We start from the raw sequence: 16,480 nt of genomic DNA on the forward strand, positions 1-16,480 counted from the left end.
AGGTGATTCAGTATAAAAAAAAATCGGCATTTGCCATGATTACTGTTTTGACAACTATGATGTTTTTGAGTGTATCAGCAGTGAGTTTTGTCAAGTTGTCTATTTCGGAACGAAATGTGTCTAGCAATTATGTTGACAGATATACTGTTAATAATGCGGCACAACAAGGTATAGAGTACGCCATTGCTCGTATTATAGAAGGCGCGACAAAAGATATTTACAGTTGCAATTGGTTAGGAAGATATCCCGACGAAGATACAGTTGGTAATCCTGAATATGAGCATACGAAATATGCTGAGGATTTTACCGCAGCGGGGGCTAGTCTTTCCCAGTTACAGAATTGTTCTAGCAATGCGTTATCTTTTTTTCTTGAGTCAACAAATGATATTGCTGAGGATGTTTTGGGTCATAAAGTAAGCTATATGCCCGAAAATAATAAGTTTTGCTCACTCAAAGTATTGGACACGACATCGCAAATTAATTTAAACATGGATGATAAATTTTTAGGACAAATATTAGACAACCTCAGTATGGCGGTAGCTCTTCGCTCTCCTTATAAAGATGTCTATGGTGATAAACTTGGGCCATTAAAAGGTCTTGGCCAGACTATTGTGAAACAACGCCCCAAAAGTGGTTTCCATGACAAAAATGAAATGATTGGTATTAGTGATGGAACCAATACCATTCTTCAAGAAGATTTTGAAATAATAAAGGATTATTTGACCACATTTCCGTCCATAAATGAATTACAGCAAAATGAAATGTATCATATGATGTATTTTCCTATTGTGAACAAAGAGGATACATTTGAAACCGTACACCGCAGTCCCATAAATTTGAATAGTGCTTCTTGGCCGGTTCTTGTGGCCATTTTTATGGGATTAAAGTGTAGTGGCGAGTTTAATGCTGAGATTAGTAGAGAAGAAGCGATTATTCTTGCAAATAGGATATGTTTACATCGTGAGCAAAGTTTTTTCAAAGACTGGAATGAGTTTGACGATTTTCTTAGGGTAGAAGGGGACAATATTTTTTCTTCGCATACATTCACCAAGAAAAATATTGTCAAGGCCAATGCCGCACCGTTTGTTTCATTAAAATATCTCAACCCCGACAGTCACCTCTATCAATTTGTCAATAAAGCAGATTTAGAATATTTCACCACAGAATTTTGTTTTTTTCCCACAGGAGAATTTGAAATTACTTCTCAAGCCAAATTGGTGCATGCCGGCGATTTTATCGAGTCAGAGTTAACGACGTTGACAAAAGTCTATAGAGTTGTTCACTTTAAAAATCAGAAACAGTTTGAAGAAAATGCTATTCACAAAAATCAACAAGAACGTGTAAATCTAAGCGCTTTTACTTCCGGAAATAATGTACAAGATAATAAGGAAGCAATACAAAACTCCAGTTCAAATATAGGTGGAGTCAAACCTCTATGGTTTGAATCCACAACAGGGTATGATGGAATAGACGAGCCTGTAACCGAAGGTGGTAACTATCTATTTCGCGCAGATTGTAACAGTACTGTGAACGCAAATAAAGCGGAACAGCCACAGGCAAATGGAAGTAAAGCGATTGCTGTTGATCAGGGGGGACAGGTTGTTCCCGAGGTCATTGTGATAAAAAAAGAGATTGAGGTTACTGAAACAAAACCTTCCAATGAAGAGGTCATAGAACAAAAAACATTGCCGGATGGTACGATTGTAAAAGCACTCGCGGACGGCACGATCGTACATGAATTGCCAGATGGTTCTATCAAAAGAGAATTTCCAGATGGCACTATTGAGAAAGAGTCCCCTGATGGTACGATTACAAGACAATTACCAGATGGTACTATTGTTGAGATATTACCAAATCCAGTTCCCGAAGAAGGGCAAGAGGAAACAGTTGTCTCTATAAATAAAGGTATCGAAATTACTACAGTGAAGCAACTCGCCTCGGATTTAGCAACAGATGGAATCATTTTGCGAAAGGAAGATAGTGGCAAAGATTTATATTATCTTTCTAGGCAAAGTGAAAATCCTGCTTTTGATAATCCTAGTCAGGATAGTAATTTTCCTGCTTTGATAGATTTTCCCAATATAATTCCTATTTCTGGAGATGCAAATCGCGGCAGCATAATGTTCTGGTTAAAATTTAACCGAGAGTGGAATGATGAAGCACCACGTACACTTTTCTTTGTGAATACGGCTTTTGAAATAACTGATGTTCTTAGTGGTAATAAATTCCTTGTGGGGGTGCAAAAAGAAGTTAAGGTGAAAATTACCACTGTGGATAATAATCCTGCAAATTTATTGCGCAGGCTTGAGCTAATTGTCCATTCAAAATTCTTTTGTAAAGATAAAAAAAGTAATACAGCCGTGGCAGTTCACCCTTTACTTATGCCATACAAAAATGTGGAGTCTGTACAAGGTATTGTTGTTAATCCACTCGTAAACCAAGGTGTACGTGCTCATGAAAATTATCATATTTCTATACGTTGGAAGGATGGTAATACGCTGACAAATTTTACCGGAATAAATGGCAATTCAGCTATCGCTATCCACGGAAATTTTTATGATGACAATAACAAACTTTTGCCAAACAGAGTCGCTTTTAGTGAAAATTTTCCGCACCCACAAAATAGTCAAACTCCTCAAGGAAAATTATCTAATGGTGCATTTGAACCTCTAGCGGATGATTTGGTAAATGAAAATCGTTTTTATGTAGGGAGTGCTGGACGCAGTAAATCTCCGCAAGCAACTGTTGATGATTTGCGCGTAACTCCAAATATCGACTGGGCTAGCACGTTAGATTTTAACCCTTCACGACAATTGCCTTCAGAAGAAATATACGGACTTTTTAAAGTAAAATCGACGGACGAGAATGGGAAAGAACCTATTCATACTAAAATACACAAAACGCAACACGTTGAAAACCCTCCGCTTGTAGGAAATAGCGAAATTACAGGAGATATTACACTTGAGGAGTTATGGCACTTCTTTACCTCTCCCGAAACGCCGCTTCCCAATGAGTTTGAATCTCTGTTGGATTTAAATGCGGAAACGAATATTGCATTTTCATTTCATCATGAAGATCATTACCACAAACAGGTACAAGTCACATTGAAAAATGCAGACGGGACTGAGGAATTTAAATTGGATCAAGATGTGATGAGCTTTGGTGAGGCGATGCCCACAAGTGAATTTACAAAAAGTGGACAGACATTCCAAAATATTTTAACCGAATACTATAAGTATATGAAAGGTTTGGAACCTAATGTCACGGGTACCTTTGCACAACCTGTGCCGCAAGGAGAAAAACACATTCGTTTTAAGAAAAATATTGGAGAACCTCTTTTTCAAGGGGGAGCTGTCGCGTTAATTGAATTTGCTTATCGATCAAAGATTGACTTTTTCAACTACGAATTCAAATAGGAATTTTTTATGAAAACTTTTTGGTTGCAAACGCGTATTTTCCCGGAGATTCACAAAAAATATGTTGTGGATGGGGATGTAATCAATACTGGGTATATCGAGTCCTCTCTTCGTGAAAAACAAGAATTAGAGCCTGTACGGCAAGGTAAACCTAGCCAGACAAAGATCTCGAATACAGATCAAATTATGAATCGTATTCGCAAGGTGATTGACCAGCAAGTTGAAAATAATGAGCGGACGAAAAATAGCGAAAAAGAAAAAGAGAAAATGAATCTTCGTCTGCAAAAAATGCAAAAGATAAATAAAGAAGTCTCTTCATATCCAACAATAGCAAAGAAGCACTACTCGATACAGTTGACAACCGACCTAGCGCGTATGCGGGAGGCGATTCATTTAGAATTTGTATCAAGAGAACAAATGTTAGATATTTTTTTAAGTTTTTGCAAAAAATCGGAAATACCGTGTGTTTCTAATTATATATACCAAAATAAGTTTATACGCCAGCATCAATATAAAATATTGCAAAAAGTACATGGGAAAACGATACACACGACCGAGAAACCCTACGAAATAAATAAAGTAGAACTTCTTCTCGCGGAAAAACTTTGTTCGTTTGAGATATTGTCACATAAACAAGTACAAACGGCTTTGCGTATTTTGATTATGATGAATTCATTAGGGATTGGTTATTCTTTTGATGCCTTATTAATAGAATCAAAATTGGTAGGTAAGCAGATTGTTTATACTTTAATTGACGGTATTTCTAGTAAAGCGAAACAGAACAAACAAGTGGCTAGTATACAACGAAAAAGACCTGTTCTATTTAGTTTTATTAGAGTTACAGTGATTTTATATAGTTTATTTGCCATTGCTTTGCTATTTACTTTTCACAAGATGAATACACCACCACAACGAAGATTTGTTAAAAACTTTTCTTCAGAGAAACCAACAAAGCGTTCTCAGGATGAAAGTGGTAAGAAAAATACTCAACAGCAAATAGTACAACGGAAATTGCCCACAACGGTTAAATGGGGAAAATTCGTCTTAAAAAAAGCCCAAGCAGATGTTTTGCAAAAGAGTTGTCACGTTGGAAGTATTTCCCCAGTCCGTATTTTTGTCTCAGGCTTTAATATAGAGTATCAAAAGAACTTATCTGTTGCATGGTCTATTCAACTTCAGAAACTACCTAAATCAATGCCTTTGAGAGTTGTGAGTTTATTAACATCCATCTCAGGAGAAAAATATGCTGATGTGATCACCTCTTGCTGCGAATCGCAAAAATTTAAAACGAAGTTTTTGTTACATAAAAAAGTAGAGCCTGGTTTTTATCGTTTACAGGTAAATATTTTGCCACAACTACAAAGTGATTTTTTACGTTATTTTTTAGGCTTACAAAAGCCATATACTTGGACTAGGTGGGTTCAAATAGGAAGTCTATGGCAAATACAGCAATTACGTCGTAATCAAATCAATAAATTAAAAGCATTTTCGCAAAGAATAAGTTCTGTATACCACAAATGGAAAGAGACAGGAAAAAAGCCCGAGAGCGAAATTCGTTTTCTACAAAATAGACTGAACAAAGATACGTTTGTTTTTGTCAAACCTATCATTCAATTAAAAAATTTACTAAAACAGTTGGACTCTCTCGCTATTGATTCAGAAAAAGAAAATCTATCGTTTCAAATTGCGCTATTTAATTTCCAAAGTATTCTAGAAACGCTTGATGATAAGGTGGAAAAAAAATTGAAAAGACGTATTTATGTGGAATTTAGAGAATGACTTTTTTACTGAGACTCTTTTATACATTTTTTTAGTTCTACAACAATGAGTTGAATGCTGAGTTGCGTTTTTTTCAAATGTATTTCCTTTTGTGGATTTTGCTTTTTATACATTTTGTATACTTTAATCCAGTAAACTAAACCCGTCAATAAACGATGACATTTATGTTCTTTCATCAGTAGTAATTTTTTTTCTGTGGCTTCAAGTTGTTTGTCTGTTATTTGGTCTAACCCTTTTTCGGTTGATACTTGTTGTAACAGGTTTGCTACATAAATTTTGTCGTTGTTATTTTTTTCGAATGAATTCGTCTCAATGATCTTTTGTGTTTGGGAAATTAAGGTTTTTATTTTTTGTACATTTTTTTGCGTTAGCCGATCGTTTATTTCACGTAATACACGTTCTATTTTTTGTAGAGAATTCGCAACTTTGGGATATTGATTGTTTGTTAAAATTAATTGGTGTATTTGTAGTTCGATTTTCCAATGATCTATCGGTTCTAGAGATTCGATCTGTGCAATTTGTTTTAGTAAATTACCTATATCCTTTTTGTTGAACTGTAGTATGTGAGTACGAATTTGTTGATGTAATGTAGTCACCTGTTTCTCTAGATTCATTAAAATGTTCGTAAATTGAGGTGATAATTTTGTTAAATCCCCGCCTGATAAAAGCCACCGTTTATGCATATCCATAATTTCTTGGTAAGTCTTTAATAGCGAGAGAGTACTTTGCTGCACAAATAAATCATAGGTAACAATCGTATTGGGAGAAAAAAACTTGTTGGTTTTTTGTCTCCAATCGTTTAGTTTTTCTATGTTTTTTCTATACCATTCTTCGATGGTGTTTTCCTTGGGATTTTTTGCTATTAAATCAGATCTTTCTTTGCGTAGGGTGGAGCACCATTCGTTTTCTTTGTCAAGTAAGAGGAATAGGTGAAGGTAATTATAATGTTGTTTTGCAATTTCTGGTGGTGCACCAATATAAAAATGATATTTTTGTGGTATAGACTGCGTATCACTATTTGGGCTTTTTAAAATTTCAAGAGTATACTTACCTTTTAGAATTTTACGGCTTTTGCTGGTGTATACGTATGAAAAATGACGCTGATGGAATTGTAACCACAAACGACTATTGACAATTTCGTTTTTATTGTTAAATATCAAACGACATGTATATGTTCCTGATACTTTTTGTGGATAACGAAATGTCCACGTCGTGTTATTTCTCTTATCCTCTTCCATCTTGAAATCGATGTTTTGCGCTACAACAAAACTAAATAAACAAATAACAATGGTTATAAATTTCATGTGTTTCTCTCTAGGAATTACAGCCCTATTTAGAGGTACTGATCATAAACTTGTTGCGCTTTTTCTAACAATTTAGGAAAACGATCCAACTCTTTATAAACGTCTTTCTTGTAAGAATTCCTTTTTTTTGATGGGCTCAGATGAAATCCGCTGGAGTTAAATATTTTCTCCACATTCTGTGCATTGTGATCAAATACAGCAAATTTTGTGTTAAATTTATGGTTTATTTCCTCGATGACAACCGAAAAATTACTGGTAACTTGCTCAAATTTGCCCAAAACAAATTTGTCGCGGTAGGGATAGATTAAAGTGTAGAATTGGATATATGCCTTTAAATACAACGACAATGGAATATTTTTAACGTGGAGATCTCCATTATTCACTTCTAGTGAAAGGCTCTTGTGTGATACTACGGCATCGCGCGGGGGGCGGATGAGTACCAAAGTGGGAATGTCGCTGCGGCAAGCAATGGCTATTTGTGAAGAAGTATGGACGTGGGTTGCTACTTTGTAATCTGTCGTTTGTGCAAGGCGAAAGGCAGCCAATGCAAAACTGTTTGCTGAACGTGGATAGCCATCTATCACTAAATCTGTATTGTTATTTACCACATCGTGGTAGGATTCTTTACCACGACGATGGAACTTTAGTGTATTTATATATAGCGAAGGGTAGCGGTCTAGTAACATTTTACTGTGGAACGCCATCTTATACAGGGTGAGGTTTTTTTGGAATTTTTCTAACATTTACTTATGAAAAATAAAAATGAATGTTGGCTATAATTGCTGCTGTGGCGGTTTCTGCACGCAAAATTTGTTTCCCTAAAGAAAAAAGTTTAGCTCCATGTTGTTGCGCTTGTTGTATTTCACTATTGCTAAAGCCTCCTTCTGGACCGATGATTACCGTCAGTTTATCGACATTTTCTAAAGATTTGAGGACGGTGTGCATAGAAGGAATTTGTGGATCTGTGTGTGCGACTAATGTTGGTGAACTATCTTGCAGAATGTCAGAAAACGTCTGCATTTCTTTTATATCAAGTAAATATGGCCTTTCGCTTTGTTTGGCCGCCGCGAGTATAACTTTGGACCATCTCTCTCGTCGCCCAGCGGTATTGATTCCAGCAGCAACTCGTTCGCTCATCATCGGTGTCAGGGTTTGCAAACCGAGTTCCATTGAAGTTTGTAGAATCATGTCCCATTTTTTGCTTTTTACCAATGCTTGGGCTAAGTTTAATTTGATGGGAAATGTACTTTCATTAACATAGCGAGACACAATCTCTACACAAACTTTTTTTTTCGCAATGGAAATAATTTTACCGTGGTAGCAGTGAGCGCTCTTATCAAATAGCTTTATTTCCTCTCCTATTTGTGCGCGTCGGGCGTTTATTATATGATTAGCCTCAGGACCTTCTATGGTAATTTGGTTGTCTTGATCTTGAGGCTGTTTTTCTACGAAAAAGTGTGACATGGTTATTTGACGAAGTAGCTATCTTTGAGAAATGTTTCTTTGTAATAGGTACTTTCCTGTTTTTCTTGCCAAAAATCAATTTGTCCTAAATGCATTTTGACATTTTCTTCCCAAAAGCCACCTTTATATTTTTCTAGATAGAGAAGAAACTTTTTTTGTGCCGCGTCAATTTCACCAATGTTTTTTAAACCCCAGGCATTGTAGTATAAGAAAAATTCTTCATTCTTCGGTTTTTTTATCTCTTCGATAAAGTTCTTTGTGTAAAATTTTTGCCCAGTGACAGATAACAGAATCATTTGTATTGTCATACCATCGATAGGTGCCTTATCCTGCCAATTTTTTATGAATTTTTCGTCTTTATTGTGATTGTATTTACTCCATATTTCGATGGGTTTTTCATAGATTTGCACATTGAGTTTGTCACTATTTGTAATAAGGTTTTGTACGTTAGCCACCGAAAACTCCGTACCCAAATCTTTGTAGACTCTCGTTGCATGTTGATTGATGTCATAGTAAAATTCGGGAGACTCAATTTTGTAAAACAAATGCAATCTTGTTAAAATCGACATGCGCGGAACAATACTACGCGGTGGGAAAACCAACCAAATTTTACCCGTTTCGTTTGCCTTTAGTGTTTTTAGAAGTTGCGGTAGCGAAAATGTGTAGTTTTTTTCGTGAAGTAAAAAACTATGGCTTGAAAAATCAATACAAATCCATTTATCATTGACCTTCACTATTGGATAAATGGTGCCATTTGCTTGTAGAAAATAGCAAGGTAGTTTTAGCTGTTGGCATAAAAAAGCGAAACACACATCGCGTTGTTCCTTTGAACCATAACCGCGTAATATGTTCCAGGCGCTACTGACGGGTGCACAATATTTGTTTTGTGGAGAGACGACTTTCATATTGTGAACGCACCACACCAATAAATTATGTAAATGCAATATTTTTTCATCTTGTTCTTGTGCGAGAAACTCTGGACGTGGTGCGCTTTTTTGTTTCATAATTTCTTGCACGATGTTGTAGAACAAAAATTGACGATAAACAGTGCCTACATCATAGGTTTTGCGAAAGTTGTAGTGTAGGATATCTTCTTTTGACAAACCTTTTTCAACAAGCCATGCTAAGATATCTTTATGTATGCCCGTCATGGGAATACGCATTTTTGATTGCTTTAGAGCAGACATGAACAATAGAAAACCACGGAAAATATTTTCTTTATTCATCTTATAGCTGTTTAAATATGCTATGCCTAGTCCCACCTTAGCGTCTACAGAAGGGTATTCTTTGTCTAAAGCGACAGGGTTTAAGGTATTTATCGCTTCGTTAAATTTATTCTCTTTGATGTGTTTGACACCCTGATGAATGACGAGTGCTATTGTCTCTTGTAGGCCAGTATATAGCTTTTCTTTTCTCGGTTTATTGGCTATGGCACGTTTATAAAGCGAGTGTGCTTTGAGATATTTTTTTTGCTTAACAGCTTCTTTGGCTTTTTGTTCTAAAGAATCTGAACATCCTACTAGAAGTACAAGGATGAATCCTATAACTATACGCATGTTAACTCCTACATTAGCATTTTTCGGTATTCCAAATTTTTATTGTCGCATCGCGGCAAGCGCCTATTAGTAGGTTTTTATTTGGAATGATCGTGAATTTATTGGTAACTGTATTATCATCAAACTGTGCAATTTTGGCACCGGAAGCCATACACCAAATACTAATATCTCCCTTTAAAGATGAGGACACTATATACTCATCGTTGTTAATGAGAGTAAGCTTTGCCGTAATTGAATTTTGATCGCGTATTATTTTTGTACATTCACCTGAGTTTAAATCCCAAATGCGAATAGTATTGTCTTTTGTCGCGGTAATTGCTTTCGTACCATCTTTAGTTAGAATCATGTCTGTAAGTGCTGTATTGGTCGAAATCGATTTTTCTTCGGTTCCTTCGGAAAAATTCCATACTTTTATGGTATTATCGCTACTACCAGATACAATTTTACTGCCGTCTTGAACTAAGTACAAAAATTCAATCCAGCCTTGGTGGCCTTTTAGAGTATTAGTACAACGCCAACCTAAAACGTTCCAGATACGAATGTCTCCGTCTAAGCTCGATGAGATCGCTTTATTTCCATCCGGGGTGGGAATAAAGTAATTAACCCAGTCTTCATGTCCTTCTAAGGTAGAAAGTAATTTTCCGTTTTGGTAGTCCCAAATCTTGATTGTTCTGTCACGACTAGTAGAGAACAAGAAACGGTGACTTGGTGAAGTTGAGACATGTAGTACAGGCATCGTGTGGCCTTCTAATATGTATTCGCACTGTCCAGATTCAAAATTCCATGCGCGAACATTCCAATCATCGCTGCATGAAAAAAGGCGTGAACCGTCGGGGCTGAGTGTTAGAAAGCGTACCCAATCATCATGACCTTCAAGTGTTCGGATGCATTCTTTACTGTCAATGTCCCATATTTTTATTGTTTTGTCCTTACTTGCAGTGATGAGAGTGGAGGTATTAGGCACTATTTGTATATCTGTAACTTCGCCTTTGTGCCCTTCTAATACACTAACAGGTAAGCTACTTAGTACCTCTTCTTCCACGGAGAATTCATCCATTTGTTCCATTTCTTCGGCTTCGTCGACTGGAACGGCATCAAAAAATTCTTCGTCTTCCTCTACTTCTTCAAATTCTTCGGGAATTGCAGAAAGCTCTTGTGGTTGGTTCATTTCTTCTTGTAAACGCGCGATGTCTTCTTTGGCTTTTTCTAAATGAGGGTCTAATGCTAGGGCCTTGTTATAACTTTCCATGGCTTCTTGGAAGCGGTTCATGCGATAAAGAATGGATCCGCGGTTTGCCATACGCAGTGCTGTTGTTTCTAATGCTAAAATTATATCATGTAGATAGAGTGCTTGTCCCCAGTTTTCCTCTTCCATTTGAATTTGACGTTCTTCGCGTAAGCGGTCCATCTCGTTTTCTTTGAGTCTTTCTAGATCGCTAGTTGCGCGCTCTAATTCAGGATCAAGCTCTAGGGCTTTGCGGTAACATAATATCGCTTCATTTACTTTACCTAGTCGATATAACATAGATCCTTTATTTGTGTAACGCAGAGCGTTGGGCTCTAACTGGATAATTTCATTTTGATATTGTAAAGCTTTTTCCCAGTTATTGAGTTCTATTTGTTCCTGACGTCTAGCCTTGAGTTGTTCTAATTTTTCTTCTATTTCTTTTTGGTCGACTTCATTATCCACAAGTGGAGTAATTGTTTCTTCTTGTGCGGCATTGCGTTTCTTTTCTAACTCTTTTTCCATTCGTGCGATGTCTTTTTTCGCATTTTCAAGTGAAGGGTCCATTTCTAGAGCTTTTTTATGTGCATCAATAGCTTCATGTAACTTTTTCATGCGATATAACATCGCTCCTCTATTGACGTAACGCAAAGCTGTTGGCTCCAACTCGATAATTTTGTCGTGCATTTCTAGGGCTTTTTCCCAATTTTTTTCTTTGATAAAAACTTGGCGTTGATCGCGATATTCAGCAATTTTTTGCGCGAGTTCTTCTTGGGCAATGTCTCCTTCGTTTTCGGAACCTGCAAGGAGTGACTCTTCTTCTAGTAAACCTTCTAGGTGTGTAATAGCTTCTTTTGCTTGCTCTAACGAGTCATCGAGTTCCAAAGCTGTTTTGTAACTAGCAATAGCATCGTGGTGTTTTCCTAGTCGGTACAGCAAGGCTCCGCGGTTTGCATGGCGTAATGCTGTAGGCTCTAAGGCCAAAACTTGGTCGTGAATGGCAAGCGCTTCTTCCCATAAGCCCTTTTCAACTTTTTCTTGGCGCTGTTTGCGTAGACGCTCTATTTTTTCATATACTTCTTTTTCGTTTTGTTTTCCTCCGCCGCCTCCGAGAAGACCTTCTTCTTCCATTTGCGCTTCCAGTCTTTCGAGGTCGCGCTTGGCGGCCTCCATAGAAGGATCTAGCTCTAAAGATTTGCGATAGCTGTCAGCAGCTTCCGAAAGACGTCCTAGCCTATAAAGGATAGACCCTTTGTTGGCATAACGCAATGCTGTAGGCTCTATGGCAAGAATTTCATCGTGTTTTTGTAGAGCACCTTCCCAGTCTTCGTTTTGTAAACACGCCTGCCTTTGATCGCGTAGTTGGTTGAGCTTTTCTTGTTGCGATTGCGGAATTTTATTATTTTGGTTAGGTAGTGGTAAATTTGTTTCTTTTGGCTGTTGTGGCTCTTTTTTCTGCTCTTTTAATTGGCCTTCAAGTCTTTCTAAATCAGCTTTGGCGCGTTTCAGGCTAGGATCTAATTCTAGGGCTTTGCGATAAGCTCCAATTGCTTCTTCTATACGTCCTAGTCTGTAAAGAATGGAACCTCTATTTGCATAACGCAGAGGCGATGGACTTAATTCTAAAATTTGGTCGTGAATTTGAAGGGCACCTTCCCAATCTTCTTCATTGAATTTTTGTTGTCGCTCATCGCGTAAACGTTTTAGATCTTGTTCTAAACTCATAAAATTCTCCTTGAGCTATTTTATCCTAGCTTTCTTTGCGGCGGCTAATAGAGGCAAATTTTACCATGGTTTAATTTTCAGTGTGTTTTTCTAACCACATCTACATTTGTAGATCAAGTTATAAAGGATAAAGACTGTATCGATTTACTTCATATTCTAAACAGATTAAGATAATTCATATTTTCGCGTTTTTCAACTGTTTTTTATGTGGGAAATGATGGTTTTTTACAGGTTGATTGTTGTCCCAGTTTGTATGGGGTTCCTGATTTAGTATAAACCACTGATATAAAAGCCAACTGTACTTTTTCGATTTTATCTTGTGTTTTTGGTATAAGGGTTCGAGACAACTTTGCAATTTAGGTAAATTGTAACAGGGAACGCGCGGAAAATAATGGTGCTCTAAATGCAAATTTGAATATGCAAAAATATTATTGGTAACAAAATTGGACTGTATTAAAGTTGTCCAATGTGCTGGGTCGTTAGGGTCTATCGCATAATGTTGTCCCAATCTATTGATTGTAAATGCGATTGGAAACACAAATACGTAAGGAATTATGTGTAGTTTTAATGCATGGCTAAAACTTATAACGAAAGTAATTCCTAGAAAAATTAGCAAATGAAAAGAAAATAAAACTATTTTCTCCCAAAGGATTTTTTTTTGTACATCACAAGGGTAACTCTTTGTTTCTTTACCAGCTGCTTTAAAGTAAATCAAAAACAATGCTGGGGTTAGGTACAGAAATTTGTACCAACGAGTGATCACCTTAGGAGTTAGATATGCGCGTTTAGGATCTTCTTCAAAGGAGCCTAGTTCACTGTGATGTTTTAAGTGCCATCGGGTAAATTGCGTTTTGCACAGGCCACCCATGTTCGCATAAAAGTAACCAAGTATATTTTCTAGAATAGGGCGCTGTTTTTGAAATACACAGCCATGAATAACTTCGTGGAGCATTGGGTTCCACGCAAAGGTAACAAATCCAATAACGATGGAACATGGAAACCACACCACGGCGTTGTCGTATGTGAGAATTCCCCAGCAACAAAGAATGAGGATACCAAGCTGTTTGAATAGAATGGCAAAATGTTTCCACCACTTTTTTTTGTGTAACTCTTTTAGGATGTTGTTGTCAATTGTTTGTTTAAGTTCGCAGCGTAAATCCTTAGTATGAGCATGGTAGTTATTCATTCTTGGTTCCTGTCACGACAAATCGTGCCCCCACATATACTTTAGTCTGCTCTGGTTGTAAACCACGTCTAGTAAAAGTATATACTTTGTTTGAGCTCCAAGCTCCTCCGCGACAAACGCGGTATTTCATTTTTTTCTCTGGCCCTTGTGGATCTTTTATCGGAGATGAATTGTAATATCCGGTTTGATAGTAATCTGCACACCACTCCCAAACATTACCTAACATATTATGACAACCATAAGGAGAGCGTCCTGTCAAAAAAGAGCTCACAAAAGAAGGTCCACCTTTTTTCTTACGCATATTGGCATTATTTTTTTTATAACGATTTCCCCACGGATATACTCTCTTGGCAATCGTGTTGTCTATCGTCATAAAGTGACCTTCTTGGTAACGAGATATTTTAATACCTCCCTTTGCGGCTTTTTCCCATTCTGCTTCCGTCGGTAAGCGTTTTTTTGCCCACTGCGCGTATGCATGCGCATCATGCCAACTTAGGGACACCACAGGACGCTCATCTTCTCCTAACTTCTTGTGCGACAAATATTTTGTTGATTTTCGTTTTGTCTGGGCAACAAACTGCCGAAATTGCGCGTTGGAAAGTTCATACTTATCAATATAGTAAGCGGAGAGAAATATAAGTCGTTCTGGCTGTTCTTGTTTCTTGCCTGCATTTGATCCACGCCAAAACTTACCTGCCGGAATATATACCATGATACTTTGATCAGCGGTCCATAAGTACTCGCCTTTTTTCTTACCTTTTATAATTCCTTTTGGCATGATCTCATCAAACCAACCTTTTGTTTTTGGGTCAACAGTTTGACTCGGATCGTTACCCCCATTGCCAAAAACAGCTTTCATCGCTGTATGAATGTCAAAATCTGTCTGCAGTTTTATATAGGTAAACGCCATAATAAAAATAGCGATGCCTGAGAACCACACATACTTAGCACGTTTACGTTGGTATTCTTTTTTGACGGGCTTTGGCATAACATATGTGCCTGTGCCGTCCACATCTTTTAATAAATTCGATGTGTGTTGACGTAATACTTCGTATTTTGCTTTTTCGTCTAATTTTACCGTGCGTGGTTTTTCATTTTCTTGTTGCGCAGTTTGACTGGGCTGTTTTTCAACATTCGGGATGTAGCTTTTGATACTTTTTTTCGTCGTTGGGTTTTGAACCGGTACATCATTTTTATTTAAGTCGATGTGCTTAAAGCTGATGTCCTTACTTTGAGCGTCCTCAAAAACCACATCGGTGTTCGACGGTTTTTCTTCCTTTGCCTCTTCGGGAGAAGATTGTGGTTCTTCCTCTTCTACAGCAGACAACTCGGCAACACTATTCTTCTCTGTCGAAAGACGGAATTCCGAAAAGTCTTCGTCATCAAACTTTTTTTGTTGCGGAAGTTGCTGTGTTGCTTGTGACGAGAGCTGAAACTCGGAGAAGTCCTCATCCACAAATTTTTGTTGCTCAGAAGTCTCTTGTGGACTTTCCTCTGCCGGTTCATTCAAATCACCGATGGCTTTTGATACAACCTCTGGGTCTAGAGGACTTGAAACCTCTGTGGATAGACGAAAGTCTGGAAAGTCGTCTTCTTCGTTAACTTCCTTGGTGTACTCTTCCCATTCGGCACTGTCATTGTTTAACGAAACGGTTTTTTTCTTGCTGAGTTCTAAATCACTGGCGCTGTTTTCCAGTATTCCTGACGACTCTTCTTTGTTACGTTGTATGCCGTAATCTTTGCGTTTGCGTTTTCGCGTACTTTCTATTTGAGGCATTACCCCTGTTCGTTGCATTTTCTTTAATGTCGATGTCCGACCTACTTTTTTAAGGGTTCTTGTTCTACGAAGTTTACCTGTTTCTATTTTTTGCCCGTTGTCAGAGTCGTCATTTTCTTGCAAATCGTATACGCAGCCAATAACCGGTTGTAAATCAATTAGCGCGCTGCGCATATCTTTGAAAACCATATCTTTTAAGTTTTCATAGTACTTCATTACCGTAATGCGCGACTCTACTTTTTCCATGGGGATATGCTCTGATAACTTTTTCTCTAAAAGAATATCATCAAATTCTTCGACATCAGGATCACCAACAATAAGTTTGTAGAAAAGTTTGTGTAGAAAATTAATATCATCTTGAAAGGCATAATCCTCTGTACAGCGCAGACCAAAATCTGTGAGTAATATACTGTTTGACTCCCATTCAAAGATATTGTGCAAAGTGAGATTACCATGAAAATAATCTTGTTTGTGTAGATAGCTAATACCCAACAGATTATTTTTGAGTATATTGATGCTTTCGAGTAAGCTATAGCTTTTTTCCTGTAGAACTTGGTGTAAACTCTTGCTATCCACCCAGTCGCGTATGATGATTAAACTATCATCCTCCCATATTTCTACTTCGTGCACGTTTGTCAAATTGTTGTGTGATAAATCTTTGAGTTTTGCAAGATGATGAAAATGATCGTCTGAAATAAAATTTATAGTTTTTATGGCTACGGGGTAGCTATCATCCACATCAAAACCGTAGTAAGTAGTTCCTTGGTCATCTTGTTTTTCTAAGCGATCGACAAAATAACCATGTATTTCTTGGTGAAGTAGAGAAGTATTCATATGAAAATAACCGTTATCATTAATAAATTTAACTTGTTTAAATTTGATATTTTGGTATAAAATTTTGAGGTGACTAGGATGTTATTACATCCCATACTAAAATTTTACAACAAATAATCGCCATAGCAATGTCTTTTTAACTCCTAGTGAAATAAATTTGGAGTCCAATAAGCGGAGGTATTACTGTGACTGAAGAATCCTTAAGCATTCGTAT

General features: G+C 37.2%; 9 protein-coding genes. 2 read left to right on the plus strand and 7 right to left on the minus strand.

The window, feature by feature from the left end; translation table 11 throughout:
* The first annotated feature begins 2 nt into the window (after nt 1-2).
* Nucleotides 3-3,416: a T-complex 10 C-terminal domain-containing protein gene (locus UABAM_RS18135; RefSeq protein ID WP_151969423.1), complete on the plus strand. Its 3,414-nt coding sequence runs from the start codon at nt 3-5 to the stop codon at nt 3,414-3,416.
* Between the two features lie 9 nt (nt 3,417-3,425).
* Complete coding sequence (locus tag UABAM_RS18140) at nt 3,426-5,195, plus strand: hypothetical protein (RefSeq protein ID WP_151969424.1); 1,770 nt, start codon at nt 3,426-3,428, stop codon at nt 5,193-5,195.
* 5 nt (nt 5,196-5,200) lie between these two features.
* Here the strand turns inward: UABAM_RS18140 and UABAM_RS18145 are convergent, their stop codons facing one another.
* The 7 genes from UABAM_RS18145 to UABAM_RS18175 all read right to left on the minus strand — a co-directional run bounded on the left by UABAM_RS18145 (nt 5,201) and on the right by UABAM_RS18175 (nt 16,266).
* Nucleotides 5,201-6,499, minus strand: a complete 1,299-nt coding sequence (locus tag UABAM_RS18145; RefSeq protein ID WP_151969425.1) for a hypothetical protein — start codon at nt 6,497-6,499, stop codon at nt 5,201-5,203.
* A gap of 29 nt (nt 6,500-6,528) precedes the next feature.
* Nucleotides 6,529-7,242, minus strand: coding sequence for a hypothetical protein (locus UABAM_RS18150; RefSeq protein ID WP_151969426.1), 714 nt, complete (start codon nt 7,240-7,242; stop codon nt 6,529-6,531).
* Nucleotides 7,243-7,246: 4 nt separating this feature from the next.
* Nucleotides 7,247-7,963, minus strand: coding sequence for an RsmE family RNA methyltransferase (locus UABAM_RS18155; protein WP_151969427.1), 717 nt, complete (start codon nt 7,961-7,963; stop codon nt 7,247-7,249).
* A 2-nt stretch (nt 7,964-7,965) separates the two neighbouring features.
* Nucleotides 7,966-9,519 carry a hypothetical protein gene (locus UABAM_RS18160; protein ID WP_151969428.1) on the minus strand — a complete coding sequence of 518 codons (1,554 nt, stop codon included), beginning with the start codon at nt 9,517-9,519 and terminating at the stop codon, nt 7,966-7,968.
* A gap of 13 nt (nt 9,520-9,532) precedes the next feature.
* Nucleotides 9,533-12,469 (minus strand): tetratricopeptide repeat protein, encoded by a 2,937-nt coding sequence (locus UABAM_RS18165; protein WP_151969429.1) that lies wholly within the window; start codon nt 12,467-12,469, stop codon nt 9,533-9,535.
* 175 nt (nt 12,470-12,644) lie between these two features.
* Nucleotides 12,645-13,655, minus strand: coding sequence for a fatty acid desaturase family protein (locus tag UABAM_RS18170; RefSeq protein ID WP_151969430.1), 1,011 nt, complete (start codon nt 13,653-13,655; stop codon nt 12,645-12,647).
* Complete coding sequence (locus UABAM_RS18175) at nt 13,648-16,266, minus strand: SUMF1/EgtB/PvdO family nonheme iron enzyme (protein ID WP_151969431.1); 2,619 nt, start codon at nt 16,264-16,266, stop codon at nt 13,648-13,650. Before UABAM_RS18175 ends, UABAM_RS18170 begins: the two co-directional genes overlap by 8 nt.
* Between the last annotated feature and the right edge of the window lie 214 nt (nt 16,267-16,480).

Origin of the sequence: Candidatus Uabimicrobium amorphum, from assembly GCF_009002475.1 — a bacterium.
GTDB classification, from domain to species: domain Bacteria; phylum Planctomycetota; class Uabimicrobiia; order Uabimicrobiales; family Uabimicrobiaceae; genus Uabimicrobium; species Uabimicrobium amorphum.

Coding starts and splice junctions, on each gene's coding strand:
- UABAM_RS18140 (WP_151969424.1), top strand. CDS start 3,426: ATGAAAACTTTTTGGTTGCAAACGCGTATTTTCCCGGAGATTCACAAA.
- UABAM_RS18145 (WP_151969425.1), bottom strand. CDS start 6,499: ATGAAATTTATAACCATTGTTATTTGTTTATTTAGTTTTGTTGTAGCG.
- UABAM_RS18150 (WP_151969426.1), bottom strand. CDS start 7,242: ATGTTAGAAAAATTCCAAAAAAACCTCACCCTGTATAAGATGGCGTTC.
- UABAM_RS18155 (WP_151969427.1), bottom strand. CDS start 7,963: ATGTCACACTTTTTCGTAGAAAAACAGCCTCAAGATCAAGACAACCAA.
- UABAM_RS18160 (WP_151969428.1), bottom strand. CDS start 9,519: ATGCGTATAGTTATAGGATTCATCCTTGTACTTCTAGTAGGATGTTCA.
- UABAM_RS18165 (WP_151969429.1), bottom strand. CDS start 12,469: ATGAGTTTAGAACAAGATCTAAAACGTTTACGCGATGAGCGACAACAA.
- UABAM_RS18170 (WP_151969430.1), bottom strand. CDS start 13,655: ATGAATAACTACCATGCTCATACTAAGGATTTACGCTGCGAACTTAAA.
- UABAM_RS18175 (WP_151969431.1), bottom strand. CDS start 16,266: ATGAATACTTCTCTACTTCACCAAGAAATACATGGTTATTTTGTCGAT.